This is a genomic window from Pseudomonas sp. TE3644, from assembly GCF_056278815.1.
The window spans coordinates 3,484,287-3,502,581 of sequence record NZ_JBWBQF010000001.1 but is presented as its reverse complement, the minus strand read 5'-3'; the positions used below and the strand labels follow the sequence as shown (position 1 = coordinate 3,502,581).

The 18,295-nt window shown below is 63.8% G+C and carries 14 protein-coding genes; 4 read left to right on the top strand and 10 right to left on the bottom strand.

The genetic code is table 11. The annotated features are described in order from the left end of the window. Positions 1–4: 4 nt before the first annotated feature. The 10 genes from xylB to ACZ9GA_RS15205 all read right to left on the bottom strand — a co-directional run bounded on the left by xylB (position 5) and on the right by ACZ9GA_RS15205 (position 11,558). Positions 5–1,495: a xylulokinase gene (gene xylB / locus ACZ9GA_RS15250; RefSeq protein ID WP_457361885.1), complete on the bottom strand. Its 1,491-nt coding sequence runs from the start codon at positions 1,493–1,495 to the stop codon at positions 5–7. Beyond that, positions 1,485–2,966: a mannitol dehydrogenase family protein gene (locus ACZ9GA_RS15245; protein WP_457361886.1), complete on the bottom strand. Its 1,482-nt coding sequence runs from the start codon at positions 2,964–2,966 to the stop codon at positions 1,485–1,487. The genes xylB and ACZ9GA_RS15245 overlap by 11 nt, the downstream gene beginning before the upstream one ends. Positions 2,967–2,981: 15 nt before the next feature. Next, positions 2,982–4,085, bottom strand: coding sequence for an ABC transporter ATP-binding protein (locus ACZ9GA_RS15240; protein WP_457361887.1), 1,104 nt, complete (start codon positions 4,083–4,085; stop codon positions 2,982–2,984). Positions 4,086–4,235: 150 nt separating this feature from the next. Then, positions 4,236–5,072 carry a carbohydrate ABC transporter permease gene (locus tag ACZ9GA_RS15235; protein ID WP_457361888.1) on the bottom strand — a complete coding sequence of 279 codons (837 nt, stop codon included), beginning with the start codon at positions 5,070–5,072 and terminating at the stop codon, positions 4,236–4,238. A 10-nt stretch (positions 5,073–5,082) separates the two neighbouring features. Next, positions 5,083–6,009, bottom strand: a complete 927-nt coding sequence (locus ACZ9GA_RS15230) for a carbohydrate ABC transporter permease (RefSeq protein ID WP_457361889.1) — start codon at positions 6,007–6,009, stop codon at positions 5,083–5,085. A gap of 70 nt (positions 6,010–6,079) precedes the next feature. Then, positions 6,080–7,402: an ABC transporter substrate-binding protein gene (locus ACZ9GA_RS15225; RefSeq protein WP_457361890.1), complete on the bottom strand. Its 1,323-nt coding sequence runs from the start codon at positions 7,400–7,402 to the stop codon at positions 6,080–6,082. Positions 7,403–7,829: 427 nt separating this feature from the next. Continuing rightward, positions 7,830–8,738 (bottom strand): AraC family transcriptional regulator, encoded by a 909-nt coding sequence (locus ACZ9GA_RS15220; RefSeq protein WP_457361891.1) that lies wholly within the window; start codon positions 8,736–8,738, stop codon positions 7,830–7,832. 75 nt (positions 8,739–8,813) lie between these two features. Further along, positions 8,814–9,752, bottom strand: coding sequence for a MurR/RpiR family transcriptional regulator (locus ACZ9GA_RS15215; RefSeq protein WP_457361892.1), 939 nt, complete (start codon positions 9,750–9,752; stop codon positions 8,814–8,816). 84 nt (positions 9,753–9,836) lie between these two features. Continuing rightward, a complete protein-coding gene (locus ACZ9GA_RS15210) occupies positions 9,837–11,129 on the bottom strand; it encodes a glycosyltransferase (protein WP_457361893.1) in 1,293 nt (430 codons plus the stop codon). 63 nt (positions 11,130–11,192) lie between these two features. Beyond that, entirely contained in the window at positions 11,193–11,558 is a 366-nt protein-coding gene (locus ACZ9GA_RS15205; protein WP_457361894.1) for a response regulator, read from the bottom strand. 608 nt (positions 11,559–12,166) lie between these two features. On the opposite strand from ACZ9GA_RS15205, the gene ACZ9GA_RS15200 reads away from it, so the two are divergent. From ACZ9GA_RS15200 to ACZ9GA_RS15185, 4 genes are read left to right on the top strand one after another with little or no spacing between them, the layout of a single operon-like run. After that, positions 12,167–15,655, top strand: a complete 3,489-nt coding sequence (locus ACZ9GA_RS15200) for a response regulator (protein WP_457361895.1) — start codon at positions 12,167–12,169, stop codon at positions 15,653–15,655. Positions 15,656–15,686: 31 nt separating this feature from the next. After that, positions 15,687–16,508, top strand: coding sequence for a CheR family methyltransferase (locus tag ACZ9GA_RS15195; protein WP_457361896.1), 822 nt, complete (start codon positions 15,687–15,689; stop codon positions 16,506–16,508). After that, on the top strand, positions 16,505–17,098 hold the full coding sequence (locus tag ACZ9GA_RS15190) for a chemotaxis protein CheB (RefSeq protein WP_457361897.1): 594 nt from the start codon (positions 16,505–16,507) through the stop codon (positions 17,096–17,098). The genes ACZ9GA_RS15195 and ACZ9GA_RS15190 overlap by 4 nt, the downstream gene beginning before the upstream one ends. Further along, entirely contained in the window at positions 17,083–18,267 is a 1,185-nt protein-coding gene (locus ACZ9GA_RS15185; RefSeq protein ID WP_457361898.1) for a hybrid sensor histidine kinase/response regulator, read from the top strand. The genes ACZ9GA_RS15190 and ACZ9GA_RS15185 overlap by 16 nt, the downstream gene beginning before the upstream one ends. The last annotated feature ends 28 nt before the right edge of the window (positions 18,268–18,295 follow it).

Sequence of the window (18,295 nt, the reverse complement as noted above, 5' to 3'; positions counted from 1 at the left end):
CTCCCTATGAATTCACAGCAGCCGCAAGGTGCTGACGATAGTGTCGGTAAACCTGCTCGTAGGCCTGCACATGGGCCGCCACCGGCTGCGCGCCATGGCTGGCGTCCAAGTGCACGCAGCGCTGGCACAGGCGGGCCAGCTCGCCTGCGCCGTCGCACCAGGCCGCCTGGATGGCTGCGCCCAGGGCCGCGGCTTCGGTCTGCTGCGGGCAGGTGACCTCGGTGTTCATGATATCGGCCACCATCTGCCGCCAAGCCGGGCTGCGTGCGCCGCCGCCGATCAGGCGGATACTGTGGCTGGCAAGGCCCGCCGTGCGCAAGAGGTCCAGGCCATAGCGCAGGCCGAAGGTGGTGCCCTCCACGGCGGCGCGGCACAGGTTGGCGGCGTTGAAGTTGCCCGGTGTCAGCCCCAGCAGGCTGCCGGTGGCCTGGGGCAGGGCGGGTACCCGCTCGCCATTGAGGAAGGGCAGCATCAGCACGCCGTCGGCGCCGATGGGCGCGCTTTCGATGTGCTGGTTGAAACTGGCCACGTCCAGCGTGAACAGCTCGCGCACGGCGCTGGTGACGTTGGTCAGGTTCATGGTGCAGATCAGCGGCAGCCAGCCGCCGCTGGAGGAACAGAAGGTCGCCACTTCCGGTTCGCTGCTGACCGCAGCCGTGGCGCTGTAGGCGTAGACGGTGCCCGAGGAGCCCAGGCTCATGGTGATCACCCCCGGTTCGATATTGCCGGTGCCGATGGCGCCCATCATGTTGTCGCCGCCGCCGCTGGACACCTTGGCCAGCGGGTTGAGGCCCAGCAGGCTGGCGATCTGGGGCAGCAGCTGGCCCACCGGCTCGCGCGCGCCGATCAGCGTGGGCAAGGCCCTGTGCAAACGGCCGCTGGGGTCGATGTGCGCCAGGATGTCCAGGTCCCACTGGCGCTGGCGCACGTCGAAATAACCGGTGCCCGAGGCATCGCCGTACTCGGCGCAGGCCCGTCCGGTCAGCCAGAAGTTGAGGTAGTCATGGGGCAGCAGCACGTGGGCGATCTGCTCGAACACCTGGGGGTGGTGCTCGCGCGTCCACAGCAGCTTGGACACCGTGTAGCCTGGCGCGATGGCCACGCCCAGCCGCTCCAGTGCGCCTTGCGGGCCGCCCAGGTAATCCAGCAGGCGCTGGTTCTGCGGGGTGGATTCAGTGTCGCACCACAGTTTGGCGGGGCGCAGTACCTGGCCCTTTTCGTCCAGCAGCACCAGGCCATGCTGCTGCCCCGACACGCCAATGCCGCGCACGTGCTGGCCGTCCACGCCGGCTTCGGCCAGGGCCTGGGCGGTGGCCGTGCGCAGTGCGTGCAGCCATTGCGCCGGGTCCTGCTCGCGGCGCCCGTTGGCACCGCTGATCATGTCGTGGGGCGCCGAGCCCTGGCCCAGCACCCGGCCGCTGGCGGCGTCCAGCAGCAGGGCCTTGGTGCCTTGGGTACCGCAGTCGATGCCTAGGTACATGGCGTTATTCCCCATAGCTGAGCAGCCGTTCCAAAGTGCCTTCCACGCCCAATTGGCGCAGGTGCTTGAGCTGGTTTTCAAACGCGGCGATGAAGGCCGCCGACTGCGGAATGCGCGTGCCGAATATCTCCTCCACGCCCAGCAGGCGCTGGGTCAGCATCACATCATCGGCCACCAGCGCCTGGCAGAACTCGGCGCGCGGATCGGGGATGCTGTAGTGGGTGCCTTTTTCGTCCACGCCCTTGAGGTACAGGGCCCAGGCGGCCACCACCAAAGCGGCGCGGTCCAGTGATGCCCCCGCCTCGATCAGCTTGTTGATCGTGGGCACGGTGAACTTGGGGAATTTCGATGAGCCGTCCGAACACACCCGTTCCAGCTGATCGGCGATGGCCTGGTTGCTGAAGCGTTCGATCAGGGTGTCCTTGTAACCTTCCAGGTCAATGCCTGGCACCGAGGCCAGTTGTGGGGTCACGTCGCGGTCCATGTAGGTGCGGATGTAGCGCACGAATAGCGGATCGTTCATGGTCTCGTGCACAAAGCGGTAGCCCTTGAGGAAGCCAAGATAGGTCAGGGCCAGGTGGCTGCCGTTGAGCAGCTTGATCTTCATCTCCTCGTAAGGGGTGACGTCATCGGTGAACTGCACGCCGACCTTTTCCCAGGCCGGGCGGCCGTTGCCGAACTTGTCCTCCAGCACCCACTGCACGAAGGGTTCGCACACCACCGGCCAGGCGTCCTCCACGCCATGCTGCATCAGCAGGTCGCGCTTGTGGGCGGCGCTGGTCATGGGCGTGATGCGGTCGACCATGGCGTTGGGAAAGCTGACGTGCTCGGCGATCCAGTCGTGCAATGCCGCTTCGCGCAGCTGGGCGAAAGCCAGCAGCGTCTTGCGCGCCACGGCGCCGTTGTGTGGCAGGTTATCGCAGGACATCACCGTGAACGCCGGGGTGCCCGCCGCGCGGCGCTTGGCCAGGGCCGCGCAGAGGAAGCCGAACACCGTGCGCGGCGCGTCGGGCTGGGCCAGGTCGTGCTGGATGGCCGGCAGGTGCGCCATGAACTCGCCGGTGCTGTCATCGATGCAGTAGCCGCCCTCGGTGATGGTCAGCGAGACGATGCGAATCGCCGGGTCGGCCAGTTTGTCGATCAATGCCTGGGGGCTGTCTTCGCCCAGCAGCATGCCGCTGATGGCGGCGATCACCCGCACTTCGTGGCCGCTGCCATCGCCCAGTTCCACCAGGGTGTACAGCGAGTCCTGGGCCGCCAGCGCGTCGCGCATCACACGGTCATCGCTGCGCAGGCCGGCGCCGCAGATGGCCCAGTCCAGGCCTTCGCCGGTGTTCATCAGGGCGTCGGTGTAATACGCCTGATGGGCGCGGTGGAAGCCGCCCACGCCGATGTGCACGATGCCTTGGCGGGTGTCGGCCTGGGCATAGGCGGGGCGCTTGATGTGCGCCGCCAGTTTGTCGAGGTTGTCGCGGGTCAGTTTCATGGGTGAAGGTCCTCTTCAGGCGGCGGCCAGCAGCGGTTTGGCCACGGCGATGCCCTGGGCATCGAACAGGTGGCAGTGCTGGGCGTCCAGGTGCAGGTTCAGGCGTTCGCCGTACTGGCTGGCCAGGTCGCCACGGATACGCAGGGTCAGCGGCTCGCCGGAGTCGGTGACCACGTGGCAGAAGGTGTCACTGCCCAGGCGCTCGCCCACATCGGCGGTCACCGCCAGGCCGGGCTGGCCCGGCTGCGCCAATTCCAGATGCTCGGGGCGGATGCCCAGGGTCATCTCGCTGCCCACGCTCAAGCCGGCGTTGCTGCGCGGCAGGGTGATGCGTAGGCCGGCGGCCAGGTCCACGTCGCAGCTTTGATTATCCACGCGGCTGATGCGGCCCTTGAGAAAGCCCATCTTCGGCGTGCCCAAAAAGCCGGCCACGAACAGGTTGGCCGGGTGGTGGTACAGCTCCAGCGGCGAGCCCACCTGCTCGATGCGGCCGGCGCTGAGCACCACCACCTTGTCGGCCAGGGTCATGGCCTCCACCTGGTCGTGGGTGACGTAGATCATCGTGGCCTGCAGTTCCTTGTGCAGGCGCGCCAGCTCCAGGCGCATCTGCACGCGCAGGGCGGCGTCGAGGTTGGACAGCGGCTCGTCGAACAGGAAGATGCGCGGGTTGCGCACAATGGCGCGGCCGATGGCCACGCGCTGGCGCTGGCCGCCCGACAGCTGGCGCGGCTTGCGTTCCAGCAAGGGCTCCAGCTCCAGGATGCGCGCCGCCTCGCCAACCTTGCGCTGCACCTCGGCCTTGTCGGCGCCGGCCAGGTCCAGGGCGAAGGACATGTTCTTGCGCACGCTCATGTGCGGGTAGAGGGCGTAGGTCTGAAACACCATTGCCAAGTCGCGCTTGGCCGGGCTGACCTGGGTGATGTCGCGGCCGTCCAGTTCGATGGTGCCGCTGGTGACCTCTTCAAGGCCGGCGATCAGCCGCAGCAGGGTCGACTTGCCGCAGCCCGAGGGGCCGACGAACACCACGAATTCCTTGTCGTTCACCTGCAGGTCGATGCCCTTGATGATGGACAGGCCTTCAAAGCCCTTTTTCAGGTTTTTTATTTTCAATGTGGCCATGACATTACTCCTGGCGTATAGCTGAACTGCCACTGTGGGAGCGGGCTCTGCCCGCGAAAAGCACACCCTGGTGTATCTGCAGGAATGCAGCGCCTGCTTCGCGGGCAGAGCCCGCTCCTACAAGGATTGAGGTCATGCAGGTAATAGAGGTCATTTCACGGCACCGAAGGACAGGCCGCGCACCAGCTGCTTCTGGCTGATCCAGCCAAAGATCAGGATCGGCGCACACGCCAGCGTCGACACCGCCGACAACTTGGCCCAGAACAACCCTTCAGGGCTTGAGTAGGAGGCAATCAACGCCGTCAGCGGCGCCGCATTGGAGCTGGTCAGGTTCAACGACCAAAACGCCTCGTTCCAGCACAAAATCAACGACAGCAACAGCGTCGACGCCAGCCCGCCCTTGCTGATGGGCAGCAGCACCCGCACCATTTCCTGCAACAGCGTGGCACCGTCCAGGCGTGCCGCTTCAAGGATGTCGCGGGGGATGTCCTTGAAGTAGGTGTACACCATCCACACCACGATCGGCAGGTTGATCAGGGTGTAGATCACGATCAGCGCCAGCTTGCTGTCCAGCAGGCCAAAGCCCTTGGCCAGCAGGTAGATGGGCATCAGCACGCCCACCGGTGGCAGCATCTTGGTGGACAGCATCCACAGCAGCGTCTGCTTGGTGCGCTTGGTCTCGTAGAAGGCCATGGAGTAGGCCGCCGGCACGGCAATCAGCATGCACAGCAAGGTGGCGCTGAACGAAATCAGCACCGAGTTCCAGGCAAAGTGGATGTAGTCGCTGCGCTCCTGGATGTGCAGGTAATTTTCCAGCGTCGGCGTGAAGATGAACTGCGGCGGCGTGGCGAAGGCATCGATTTCGGTCTTGAAGCTGGTCAGCACCATCCAGAAAATGGGGAAGAACAGCAGCAGGGCGATGGCCCAGGCCAGAATGCCCAGCAGCAGGCTTTGCAGGCGCCGGTGTTGCTTGAGTGTCAGGGTCATGGCGCGGGCCTCATGGCTGGTCAGTGAGGTTTTTGCCGATCATCCGTACCAGGATGATGGCGGCGATGTTGGCGATCACCACGGCGATCAGGCCACCGGCCGAAGCCATGCCCACGTCGAACTGCACCAGCGCCTGGTTGTAGATCAGGTAGGCCAGGTTGGTGGACGCAAAGCCCGGGCCGCCGTTGGTGGTGGTGAAGATCTCGGCGAACACCGACAGCAAAAAGATCGTCTCGATCATCACCACCACGGCAATCGGCCGGGCCAGGTGCGGCAGGGTCAGGTGCCAGAAGATCGCGATGGGCCCGGCGCCGTCCAGGCGTGCGGCTTCCTTCTGTTCCTGGTCCAGCGACTGCATGGCGGTCATCAGCAGCAGGATGGCGAACGGCAGCCATTGCCAGCTGACAATGATGATGATCGACAGCAGCGGGTAGTTGGCCAGCCAGTCCACGGGCTGTGCGCCGAACAGCCGCCACAGCGCGGCGAGGATGCCCGACACGGGGTGGAAGATCAGGTTCTTGAATATCAGCGCACCCACGGTGGGCATGATGAAAAACGGCGAGATCAACAGCACCCGCACAATACCGCGGCCCAGAAACTCGCTGGCCTCCAGCAAGGCGGCGATCAGCACGCCCAGCACCACGCTGATCAGCAGCACACTGCCCACCAGCAACAGGGTGTTGGTCATGCCGGGGATAAAGCCGGCGTCGGTGAAGAAGAACTGGAAGTTGCCCAGCCCGGTGAACGTCTTCTCGCCGCCGTCCAGCAGGTTGTAGCGCATCAGCGAGAAGTACACGGTCATGGCCAGCGGCACGATCATCCACAGCAGCAACAGCGCTACCGACGGGGTGACCAGAAACCAGCCAGGGTTGTTCAGGCGGCGCTTGCCCGGGTCCGGCTGGACCTGTGGCTGCGCCTTGGCAGTAGAGGTGCTCATGATGATTACCTTGAAAGGCTGGCCGACCCCAGGACAGGGCCGGCCATCGCGGGCCGATTACCCGGGGACGCTACTTGGGATAGCCGGCGCGTTTCATTTCGCGTTCGGTCGTCGCCTGCGCATCCGCCAGGGCTTTCTCCACCGTGCTGGTGCCCACCAGGGCGCCGGAGAACAGCTTGCCCACCTGGGTGCCGATGCCCTGGAACTCGGGGATGGTCACCAGCTGGATGCCCACGTAGGGCACAGGTTTGGCCGAAGGGTTTTTCGGGTCGACGGTCTTCAGCGATTCCAGGGTGATTTTCGCGAAGGGCGCCGCCTTCATGTACGCATCGCTGTAGGTGGAGGCGCGGGTGCCTGGCGGCACGTTGGCGATGCCGTCCTTGTCGGCCACAAGCTTCGCGTACGCCTGGGAGGTGGCCCATTGGGTGAAGGTGCCGGCAGCGTCCTTGGCCTTGGAGCTGGTGGGGATGGCCAGGGCCCAGGAGTACAGCCACGCCGAACCCTTGTCGGTTTTCTCGTGCGGGGCGTAGGTGAAGCCGACGCTGTCGGCCACCTTGCTCTGGCTCTTGTCGGTGACGAACGAGCCGGCCACGCTGGCGTCGACCCACATGGCGCACTTGCCGCTGTTGAACAGCGCCAGGTTTTCGTTGAAGCCGTTGCTGGAGGCGCCGGGCGGGCCGTATTTTTTCATGGTGTCGACATAGAAGGTCAGCGCGCCGGTCCACTCGGGGCCGGTGAATTCAGGCTGCCATTTTTCGTCGAACCAGCGTCCGCCCCAGGCGTTGGCCACGGTGGTGATCAGCGCCATGTTCTCGCCCCAGCCGGCCTTGCCGCGCAGGCAGATGCCGTACTGGCCCTGGTCGGGCTTGTTGAGCTTGGCGGCGAACTCGGCCATCTGCGTCCAGGTGGGCCGCTCGGGCATGGTCAGGCCGGCTGCCTTGAACAGGTCGGTGCGGTAGTAGGTCATCGAGCTTTCGGCGTAGAAGGGCAGGGCGTACAGCGTGCCCTTCACCGACAGGCCGTCGCGCACCGAGGGGAACACGTCATCCAGCTGGTAGTCGGCGGGCAGGTCCTTCATTGGTTCCAGCCAGCCTTTGGCGCCCCACAGTGCCGCTTCGTACATGCCAATGGTCAGCACGTCGAACTGCCCGCCCTGGGTGGCGATGTCGGTGGTCAGGCGCTGACGCAGCACGTTTTCTTCCAGCACCACCCATTTGAGCTTGATGTCGGGGTGCTGTTCTTCGAAGGTTTTCGACAGTCGCTGCATGCGGATCATGTCGCTGTTGTTGACCGTGGCGATGGTCAGGGTCTGGTCGGCCTGCGCCGTGAGGCAGAGCCCCAGCAGGGCGGCAAGGCTGGTGCGGGCAAACAGGGTTTTGACGGGCATCGACATCACACACTCCTCTTCGGTGCCCGGTGGGCACGAAGCCTGGTTATTGTTGTTGTGTCTTCCTGAAGTGGGGAAGCAGCTAGGGATGATTACAGACCCTAAATGGCGATGGGACAAATCCTTGGAGGTAGGCGGGGTGATACTATTTTGCACTTTCTGAGGTTTTCGGTGCTCTTGAGATCGCGCGCCGCCCGCGCGGCGCTTCCCGGGCAGAGCCCGGTCCTACATTTGTTGCAACGTGCCATTGCCTGTGAGATCACCTGGTCCGCCTTGTGTGTTCACTGCGTATTTGTGTCGAGCCAACAAAGCGATCGAGGTGATCTCACAGGCAAAATTGGCCCGAAACAAACGTAGGACCGGGCTCTGCCCGGGAAGCGCCGCGCGGGCGGCGCTCGATCTCATGAACACAACAACCCTCAAGACATGCCCCTCAACCCCCCACATTCTGCTCCGTCAACCGCTGCACCACCAACCGCCGATAATGACTAGGCGTCATCCCCTTCAACTGCTGAAACCTGCGGTTGAAATTGGAAATATTGTTAAACCCCGACTCAAAGCACACATCCGTCACCGCTTTATCCCCATCCGCCAACAACTCGCAGGACTTACTGATACGCAGCCGATTGACGAACTCCACAAAACAACGCCCCGTGGCCTGTTTGAACACCCGGGAAAAATACGTGGGCTTCATCCCCAGGTAAGCCGCCACCTCTTCCAGCGGCAAATCACGCCCGTAGTGGCTGAAGATGTAATCCACCGCCCGGTTGGTGCGGTCGATACTGTGCTCGTCAGCCAGTTGCGGCGAGTTGCTGTCGGACAGCAATTGATAGTCCTCACACCCCGCCAGCAGCTCCATCAAAATCAGGAAATGCCCCAGCCGGCTCACCCCACGGCTGTCGGCGATGCGCTGCATCAGTTCGGCCGCCTGGGCCAGGGTGTGCGGGCAGCGGAACTCGATGCCGTGGCGGGCGCGTTCCAGCAGCGGCGTCAGGCTTTTGAGCTCGCTGAACACCGGCAGGGCGCTGTCGAACAGCTCATCGGTGAAGTTGACCAGCATGTCGCGCTTGTCCACCACCTGGTCGGGGTCGATCTGGCTGATCCAGTTGTGGGGCAGGTTGGGGCCGGTCAGGAACAGGCTATTGGGGTGGAAGTTGCCGATGTAGTCGCCGATGAACACCTTGCCGGCGCTGGCCACGATCAGGTGCAGTTCGTATTCCTTGTGGAAATGCCAGCGCACCAGCGGGCAGGGGAAGCCGTGCTGGCGGTAGATGATCGACAAGCCTTCGTGATCGTCCATCAGTTCATAGGACGGATCGGTGATTCTGCTGGGTCTGGTCATGCGGTGGCCGCTTCTTGTTGTGTGCCAGATGCCTTGCAGGGTAATCAATGCGCGCAGGCGCGCGCAATGTCTGCCTCAGTCTGCCGGGTCGCTGCCGGTGCGCAGGTAGTGCAAGGCATCCTCGGCCAGGCGGATGGACTCGTTCACCGGCTCCAGGTTGCGCAGCCACACAGCGCTGATCAGCGCTTCGATCACGGCCAGCAAACCCACCTTGGAGGTGCGCAGCACGGGGTGGGCGGGCGGTGTGAACAGGCAGTGGTCGGCGATCTCGGCCAGCGGCGAAGCAGGCGAATCGGTCACTGCCAACACCGTGGCGCCGCGGCCGTGCGCGTACTGGGCCATGCGCAGGGTGTCGCGGGTATAAGGCGGCAGGGCCAGCGCCAGTAGGGTATCGCCGGTGCTGATGGTGGCCAGCCGGCGCGCCGCGTTCTCGCTACCGCCTTCCATGTTCAGGGCCACCACGTGGGGGCAGTGGGGTACCAGGGCATTGGCGGCCAGGCCGGCCAAGTAGTGGCTGCTGCCAAACCCCAGGATGTACAAGTGCTGGGCCTGGCTGACGGCGCGGACCATGGCCTCGAACTGCTCGTCGTCATTGCCGTTGAGCAGGCCCTCCAGGTTGCCGTTGCTCAGGCGCACCTGCTGGCTGAGGGCAAAGCCGTTCTCGGGGTGATCGTTGAGCTCATTGAGCACCCGGTCCGCCGGCGACACCAACTCCAGCAGGTGCTGCACCAGGGCTTCGCGCAAGCCGGTGAAGCCGTTCATGCCCATGTGGTTGGCCAGCCGGTTGACCGCCGCGGTGGAGGTGCGGGCGCCCTCGGCCAGGTGCTCGATGTTCAGCGTGGGTGCTCGCCAGGGGTTCTGCAGGATGAAATACGCGACCTTGAACAGTGCGGTCTGTTTGTCGCCGCTGGCATCGGTCTTGTGGCGCAGTTCGTCCACCACTTTGATCATGCGCTGCATCAATGGCGTCTTGTAGACCTTGTGCGATAAATCAGGGAATGCGGAATTGTTCATGACTACACCCACCTCGACACTGAATGACGGAATGCTCCCTGCGCCTCATTCAGTGTATCCGCTATTCCACAAAACAGGATCCAATCATCCGGAAATTTTGCTTTTCGCCTCGATCCACTGGGCCATGTATTGGGTGCTCTTGTGATGGTGATGGCGCAGCATGGTGCCGGTGAAATTGGCCAGGCGATGCTCGGCCAGCCGTGGCCGCAGGGCCTGGATGCGCTGCACCAGTGCCTGGGCGTGGGTGGCGTAGGCGTAGTGCTGTTGCAGCAACGGCGCGGCATGGGTTTGGGCCTGCTGCCAGGTGTCTTGTTGCTGATACAAATCGACGGCGGCGTCCACCAGGCCGTCGACGTCGTCGGCGATGCGCCCCGGCCACGGCAGGTCGCCATGCATGCCTTCGCTGCCGATGGCGGTGGTGACGCTGGGCGTGCCGCAGCACATGGCGTCGATCAACTTGCCCTTGATGCCGGCACCAAAGCGCAGCGGCGCCAGGTTGACGCGGGCATCGCCCATCACCTGCAGGGCATCCTCGGCCCAATTCAATACCCGGAAGCCCTGGGCCGGGTTGTTCAGCGCCATGGCCTTGGGCGGGGTATAGGCGCCGTAGATGTGCAGTTCGGCCTGGGGCAGGCGCTGGCGGATGCGCGGCCACAGCACGGTCTTGAGCCACAGCACGGCGTCCCAGTTGGGCGCGTGGCGGAAATTGCCGATGCTGAGGAAGTGCGCGCGCTGCTCGAAGGGCTTGCTGGCGCGTGGTGCGGCGTCGACCATCAGCGGGCATAAGTGCAGCAGGTCCGCCGGCACCTTGAAGTGTTCGGTCAGCAGGGTGATTTCGGCGTCCGACACCATCAGGCTCAGGTCCGAGCGGTAGATGGACGCCACCTCGCGCTGGCTGACGTCGGCGGCCGCCATGTGCCGGTACAGGTCCGGTTGGTGGAGCTTGAACAGCGGGCCGAAATCCTCGCCCTCGGGATCGTCCTTCAAGCGCTGCTTGAGTAACACCTGGCGGGCGTCGCGCAGGCCCTGCAAGTCACAGGTTTCCAGCACGCGCAGGGCGTTGGGGCAGTGCTTCTCCACCCGCCAGCCGAACTGCTCTTCCATCAGGAACCGCTCGAACAGCACTACGTCCGGCGCCAGGGCGGCGACGAAGCGGTCGAAGCTTTCATTGTTGAGTTCGATGGGCTGGCGCTGGATGCCAATGGCCTCAAGGTCGGCCATGTGCTCGCCGTCGCCTGCGGCGCTGGCGAAGGTCACCTGCCAGCCCTGATCGAGGAAGGCCTGCAGGATCTGCATCACGTGCCCGCTGGCGGCCGAGGATTGCGGCTCCGGCCAGACGTAACCGATGACGAGCACGTGGGTGCGGGGGTGTGACATGGGGCAGGCTTCCGGGCAGGCGAAAAAGCCGACTATTAGACCACAGTGCCCGGGTGCCGTGGGTCAGGGCTGCGTCAGTACTGCCTTGACCTTGTCGCGCAACTGGTCGATGGAGAAGGGTTTGCCGATCATGTGCATGCCGGCCGGCACGTCGATGTTTTCGGCATAGCCGCTGGCGAACAGCACGGGCAGGCCGGGGCGTTGCTCGCGGGCCTTCTGCGCCAGTTCCGTACCCGGCATGTCGGGCAGCCCCTGGTCGGTCATCATCAGGTGGATCACGTTATCGCTGCCCAGCAGCTTCAGGGCCTCGCCGCCATCGGCAGCCTCCAGCACCTGGTAGTCCAACTCCTCCAGCACATCGACGATCAACATGCGCACGATGTTGTCGTCCTCGACGACAAGAATGGTTGGGGCGGTGGCGTCTGGCATCGGAGCGGTCCTGAAGAATGACGGGGCAGGGCGCGGATGCGCCGCCGGTCTTTAATGAGTAAGCGGCCGCGCGGGCAAGTTCCGTGCGGGGCTGATCAAAAAAGCAAAAAAAGAGGCGGCAAGGATACCGGGGTGGCGGGGATATGCAAAATGGGCGGGTGTACACCCAGGCGGACCAGGTGATACCCCAGACAAAACTGGCCCGAAACAAATGTGGGACCGAGGGGACCTCGGGAAGCGCCGCGCGGGCGGCGCGCGATCTCAAGAACCCCACAAACCCCAAGACATGCCCCCGTAGCCGCTGCCGCCAGGCTGCGCTGGCCCGCGTGAACCCTGAAGATCTCCAGCGAGGCACAGGGCCAGCGCAGCCTGGCGGCAGCGGCTACGGGACGGTGGTGGGTTTGAGAGCCCACATTTGTTTCGGGCCGGTTTTGTCTGTGGCATCACCTATGCCCACCCAAAATAAACCCGCAAACACTGGCCAAAACCCCTCCCGCCTTCTAGAAAGGGTAAGAGCTATCAAGCTTGATGCGCGAATATTTGGATCTTTTACGTGGTTTTGCGGCAAACTCTGCCATTTTGACCACCTGACCAGGGACGCAAGGGACATGAGCAAACCCTCCAGCATCGACGAGCAAAGCTTCCGCAAGCTGCTGACGCGCAACGTCAGCCTGCCTTTGGGCGTGGGGCTGCTGAGCGGTGTGGTGTTCGTCGGCATCATCGCCTACCTGATGAACACCATCGACTGGGTCGAGCACACCGACCGGGTGATCAACAACGCCAACGAAGTCGCCAAGCTGTCCATCGACATGGAAACCGGCATGCGCGGCTACCTGTTGACCGGCAAGGAAGACTACCTGGACCCCTTCGAGCTGGCCAAGCCGCGCCTGGCCGCCGAAGTGCCGGCGCTCAAGGAGCTGGTGGGCGACAACACCGTGCAGATCGACCGCCTGACCCGCATCATGGCCTTGCAGAAGGAGTGGATGGCCTATTCGCAGTCCATGATCGACCTCAAGCGCAGCACCGGCGATTACTCCTCGGTGGTACAGACCGGGCGCGGCAAGCGCCTGACCGATGCGGTGCGCGGCGAGTTCGATGACTTCCTGGCCATGGAGCACCAGTTGCGCGTGCAGCGCAGCGAGGATGTCACCTTCACCATCAAGTTGTCGGTAACCCTGTACATCCTGTTCCTGGTGCTGATCAGCGCGGCACTGGCCTATTTCGGCCGTCGCGACATGGTCAGCCTGTCCACCACCTACGGCGACAACCTCGACGCCCAGCGCCGCAGCGCCGAGCGCCTGGAAGCCCAGGCCTGGCTGCGCACCGGGCAGACGCAACTGGCCGAGCAGGTGCTGGGCCAGTTGACCCTGCAAATGGTGGGGCGCAACGTGCTGCAGTTTTTCGCCGGCTACCTGGGCAGCGTGGTATCGGCGGTCTACGTGCGCGAAGAGCACGGCAACCTGCGCCGCGTGGCCACCTATGGCTTCTCCCGCGAGCAGGAAAACCTGGGCCAGGTCATCATCAACGGCGAAGGCGTGATCGGCCAGGCGGCGCAAAACGGTCGCCTGGTGCGCCTGGACGATGTGCCGCAGGATTTCTTCAAGTTCGCCTCCGGCCTGGGTGAAGGCCTGCCGCACAGCGTGCTGATCGTGCCCACCAGCAATGACGACGGCGTCAACGGCGTGGTGGAGCTGGGCTTCCTGCGCCCGCTCAGCGACCGCGATGTCGAACTGCTGCAACTGCTCGCCGGCAACATGGGCACCTCCATCGAAGCCGCCCGTTACCGCCAGCGCCTGCAGGAAGTGCTGGCTGAAACCCAGCAGCTCAATGAAGAGCTGCAAGTGCAACAGGAAGAACTCAAGACCGCCAACGAAGAGCTCGAAGAGCAATCGCGGGTGCTCAAGGAGTCCCAGGCGCACCTGGAAACCCAGCAGGCGGAACTGGAGCAAACCAACGAACAGCTGGCCGAGCGCACCGACGCCCTGGCCGAGCAACGCGATGCCCTGGACGCGAAAAACCTGGAGCTCAACCGCGCCCAGGTCGAGCTGGAAGAGCGCGCCGAAGAGCTGCAGCGCTCCAGCAAATACAAGTCCGAATTCCTCGCCAACATGTCCCACGAGCTGCGCACCCCGCTCAACAGCTCGCTGATCCTGGCCAAGCTGCTGGCCGAGAACGCCGAGGACAACCTCACCGGCGAACAGGTCAAGTTCGCCGAGTCCATCTACTCGGCCGGCAATGACCTGCTCAACCTGATCAACGACATCCTCGACATCTCCAAGGTGGAGGCCGGCAAGCTCGACGTGCGTCCGGAAACCATTGGCACTGCGCGGGTGGTCGACGGTCTGCGTACCCTGTTCGAACCGCTGGCCGCCGACAAGCAATTGGACTTCTCGGTCGAACTGCTGGACGGCGTGCCGGCCAGCCTGTTCACCGACCGCCAGCGCGTGGAGCAGATCCTCAAGAACCTGCTGTCCAACGCCTTGAAGTTCACCGAAAAGGGCAAGGTCACCCTGATCGTGGCGCCGCAGCCGGACAACGGCGTGGCCTTCCACGTGCGCGACACCGGCATTGGTGTGGCCACCGACCAGCAGCAGGCCATTTTCGAGGCCTTCCGCCAGGCCGACGGCACCACCAACCGCCGCTACGGCGGCACCGGCCTGGGGCTGTCGATTTCCCGCGACCTGGCCAACCTGCTGGGCGGCTACATCAGCGTCAGCAGCACCCTGGGCAAAGGCAGCGAGTTCACCCTGGTGTTGCCACAGCGCTACGAGGCCATCGAGCGGGAAGAAGTGCACCCGGCGCCCACCGTCATTCCCGCGCCTTACAACGCCACCCCCGAGCCGCCCGCGCCGGTGGAGCCCGAAGTGGTCATCGCGCGCTTCCCCGACGACCGCGACCGCGGTCCGTTCGACCGCCGCTGCATCCTGGTGATCGAGGATGAGCCCAACTTTGCGCGCATCCTTTTCGACCTGGCCCACGAGCTCAATTACCACTGCCTGGTGGCCCATGGCGCCGACGAAGGCTTCAACCTGGCCGCGCAGTTCGTGCCCGACGCCATCCTGCTGGACATGCGCCTGCCCGACCATTCCGGCCTGACTGTGCTGCAGCGCCTCAAGGAACTGCCCGCCACCCGCCACATCCCGGTGCACGTGATTTCCGTGGAAGACCGCGTCGAGGCCGCCATGCACATGGGCGCGGTGGGCTATGCGGTCAAACCCACCACCCGCGACGAGCTCAAGGACGTGTTCGCCCGCCTGGAAGCCAAGCTGACCCAGAAGCTCAAGCGCATCCTGCTGGTGGAAGACGACGACCTGCAACGCGAAAGCATTGCCCGCCTGATCGGCGACGAAGACATCGAGATCACCGCCGTAGGCTTTGCCCAGGAAGCCCTGGACCTGCTGCGCGACAACGTCTACGACTGCATGATCATCGACCTCAAGCTGCCCGACATGCTGGGTAACGACCTGCTCAAGCGCATGTCCACCGAAGAGATCTGCGCCTTCCCGCCGGTGATCGTCTACACCGGCCGCAACATGACCCGCGACGAAGAGGCCGAGCTGCTCAAGTATTCGCGTTCCATCATCATCAAGGGCGCTCGCTCGCCAGAGCGGCTGTTGGATGAAGTGACGCTGTTTCTGCACAAAGTCGAATCCCAGCTGTCACAGGAAAGACAGAAGATGCTCAAGACCGCGCGCAGCCGCGACAAGGTCTTCGAGGGGCGCAAAATCCTGGTGGTGGACGACGATGTGCGCAACATCTTCGCCCTCACCAGTGCGCTGGAGCACAAGGGCGCGATCGTCGAAATCGGTCGCAATGGCCGCGAGGCCATCGACAAACTCAATGAAGTGGAAGACATCGACCTGGTACTGATGGACGTGATGATGCCGGAGATGGACGGCTACGAAGCCACCCGCGAGATCCGCAAGGACACGCGCTGGCGCAAGCTGCCGATCATCGCTGTCACCGCCAAGGCCATGAAGGACGATCAGGAGCGCTGCCTGCAGGCCGGCGCCAATGACTACCTGGCCAAGCCCATCGACCTGGACCGGCTGTTTTCCCTGATACGCGTGTGGTTGCCACAGCTGGAGCGCATTTAGTGCAGGACCGTGTTAAACGAGGCCACCGCTTATGACGGTGGAACGCAATACCGACATCGAGATTCGCTTGCTGATCGAGGCCATCTACCTCAAGTACAGCTACGATTTTCGCGATTACTCCGGCGCTTCCATCAAGCGCCGGATACACCACGCCCTGCGTCAGCTGGACTGCAACACCATCTCGGCGTTACAGGAGCGGGTGCTGCACGACCCCACCGCGTTCATGCAGTTGCTGCAGTACCTGACGATCCCGGTCAGCGAGATGTTTCGCGACCCCGAGCACTTCCTGGCGATCCGTCGCGAAGTGGTGCCGCTGCTCAAGACCTACCCGTCGATCAAGATCTGGATCGCCGGTTGCAGCACGGGCGAGGAGGTGTATTCCATGGCCATCCTGCTGCGCGAGGAAGGCTTGCTGGAACGCACCATCATCTACGCCACCGACATCAACCCGCAGTCCCTGGAGAAGGCCAAGCAAGGCATCTACTCCATGGACAGCGTGCGCACCTACACCGAGAACTACCAGCGTGCGGGCGGCCAGCAGGCGTTTTCCACCTACTACACGGCGGCCTACGGCAACGCGATCTTCGACAGCAGCCTGCGCGACAACGTGACCTTCGCCGACCACAGCCTGGCCACCGACAGCGTGTTTTCCGAAACCCAGCTGGTGTCGTGCCGCAATGTGCTGATCTACTTCAACAAGAAGCTGCAGGACCGCGCCTTCGGCCTGTTCCACGAATCGCTGTGCCACCGCGGCTTCCTGGTGCTGGGCAGCAAGGAAACCCTGGACTTCTCCGGCTACAGCGACAGGTTCGAGGCGCTGGCCAAACCTGAACGGATCTACCGCAAGACATGATTGCCAAAGGCAGGTACGAAGCGGTGGTGGTAGGCGCATCGGCCGGCGGGGTCGAGGCGCTGCTGCGCGTCTATGGCCTGCTGCCGGCCAGCTTCGCGCTGCCGGTGCTGACCGTGCTGCACCTGCCCGACAACCGTCACAGCCAGCTGGCCGAGGTGTTCGCCCGGCGCATGCAACGCGCTGCCAAGGAGGCAGTGGACAAGGAAGACATACAACCAGGGATGTTCTACTTCGCCGGGCCCGGCTATCACCTGTCGGTGGAGCAGGACCGCAGCCTGTCGCTGAGCCAGGAGGAGCGGGTGCATTTCTCCCGTCCCTCCATCGATCTGTTGTTCGAATCGGCGGCCGATGCCTACGGCTCAAGCCTGATCGGCATCCTGCTGACCGGCGCCAATGAAGATGGCGCCAAAGGTTTGGCAACGATTGGCGAACGCGGCGGTCTGACCATTGTCCAGGACCCGGCCGAGGCCCGCGTTGCGATCATGCCCGAAGCGGCGATCAAGCTGCGCCGGCCCGACCACATACTCCCATTGAACGGCATAGGCTCATTGCTCGCCGAGCTGGAACCCAGTGCATGCCAACCCCGATAACAAAAGCCAAACTGCTGATCGTCGACGACCTGCCGGAAAACCTGCTGGCCCTCGAAGCGTTGATCAAGGCCGACGACCGTGAAGTGCACAAGGCACTGTCGGCCGACGAAGCCTTGTCCCTGCTGCTGCAACATGAATTCGCCCTGGCCATCCTTGATGTGCAGATGCCGGGCATGAACGGCTTTGAACTCGCGGAGCTGATGCGCAGCACCGAGAAAACCAAAAGCATCCCCATTGTGTTCGTCAGCGCCGCCGGCCGTGAACTCAACTACGCCTTCAAGGGCTACGAGAGCGGCGCGGTGGACTTTTTGCACAAGCCGCTGGAAATCCATGCGGTGAAGAGCAAGGTCAACGTGTTCGTCGACCTGTACTGCCAGCGCAAGGCGCTCAAGGAGCAGCTCGATGCCCTGGAGCGCAGCCGCCAGGAGCAGGAAGTACTGCTGAAGAAACTGCAGGCCACCCAGAACGAGCTGGAACATGCGGTGCGCATGCGCGACGACTTCATGTCCATCGTCTCCCACGAGGTGCGCACGCCCCTCAACGGGCTGATCCTGGAAACCCAGCTGCGCAAGTTGCACCTGGCCCGCGACAACGCCGACGCCTTCAGCCTGGACAAGATGCGCGGCATGGTGGAGCGCGACGAGCGCCAGATCCAAAGCCTGATCCGCCTGATCGAAGACATGCTTGACGTGTCGCGCATCCGCACCGGCAAGCTGTCGATCCGCCCCAGCCAGTTCGACCTGACCCAGCTGGTGGCCAACCTGCTGGACAACTTCGCCCCGCAGATCAGCGCCGCCTCGTGCAGTGTCAGCCTTCATGCCACCGAACCGGTGGTGGGCACCTGGGACGAGTTCCGGGTGGAACAGGTGGTCTCCAACCTGGTGTCCAATGCCCTGCGCTATGGCGGCCACGGCCCCATCGAAGTCAGTGTCTACGCCCAGAAAGGCGCGGCACTGGTGGAAGTGCGCGACCACGGCATTGGCATCAGCAAGGAAAACCAGGCGCGCATCTTCCAGCAATTCGAGCGCGTGTCGGCCACCCACGTGGTGGCGGGGCTGGGCCTGGGGCTGTTCATTTCCGAGCAGATCGTGGTGGCCCATGGTGGGTCCATCACGGTGCAAAGCGCGTTGGGCGAGGGGTCTACCTTTACGGTCAGCCTGCCGATGTAGCAATTGCCCAACGGCACGCAACCTCTAC

Excerpts from the sequence above, each read along its gene's own strand:
- xylB (WP_457361885.1), bottom strand. The coding sequence starts at position 1,495 with ATGGGGAATAACGCCATGTACCTAGGCATCGACTGCGGTACCCAAGGC.
- ACZ9GA_RS15245 (WP_457361886.1), bottom strand. The coding sequence starts at position 2,966 with ATGAAACTGACCCGCGACAACCTCGACAAACTGGCGGCGCACATCAAG.
- ACZ9GA_RS15240 (WP_457361887.1), bottom strand. The coding sequence starts at position 4,085 with ATGGCCACATTGAAAATAAAAAACCTGAAAAAGGGCTTTGAAGGCCTG.
- ACZ9GA_RS15235 (WP_457361888.1), bottom strand. The coding sequence starts at position 5,072 with ATGACCCTGACACTCAAGCAACACCGGCGCCTGCAAAGCCTGCTGCTG.
- ACZ9GA_RS15230 (WP_457361889.1), bottom strand. The coding sequence starts at position 6,009 with ATGAGCACCTCTACTGCCAAGGCGCAGCCACAGGTCCAGCCGGACCCG.
- ACZ9GA_RS15225 (WP_457361890.1), bottom strand. The coding sequence starts at position 7,402 with ATGTCGATGCCCGTCAAAACCCTGTTTGCCCGCACCAGCCTTGCCGCC.
- ACZ9GA_RS15220 (WP_457361891.1), bottom strand. The coding sequence starts at position 8,738 with ATGACCAGACCCAGCAGAATCACCGATCCGTCCTATGAACTGATGGAC.
- ACZ9GA_RS15215 (WP_457361892.1), bottom strand. The coding sequence starts at position 9,752 with ATGAACAATTCCGCATTCCCTGATTTATCGCACAAGGTCTACAAGACG.
- ACZ9GA_RS15210 (WP_457361893.1), bottom strand. The coding sequence starts at position 11,129 with ATGTCACACCCCCGCACCCACGTGCTCGTCATCGGTTACGTCTGGCCG.
- ACZ9GA_RS15205 (WP_457361894.1), bottom strand. The coding sequence starts at position 11,558 with ATGCCAGACGCCACCGCCCCAACCATTCTTGTCGTCGAGGACGACAAC.
- ACZ9GA_RS15200 (WP_457361895.1), top strand. The coding sequence starts at position 12,167 with ATGAGCAAACCCTCCAGCATCGACGAGCAAAGCTTCCGCAAGCTGCTG.
- ACZ9GA_RS15195 (WP_457361896.1), top strand. The coding sequence starts at position 15,687 with ATGACGGTGGAACGCAATACCGACATCGAGATTCGCTTGCTGATCGAG.
- ACZ9GA_RS15190 (WP_457361897.1), top strand. The coding sequence starts at position 16,505 with ATGATTGCCAAAGGCAGGTACGAAGCGGTGGTGGTAGGCGCATCGGCC.
- ACZ9GA_RS15185 (WP_457361898.1), top strand. The coding sequence starts at position 17,083 with ATGCCAACCCCGATAACAAAAGCCAAACTGCTGATCGTCGACGACCTG.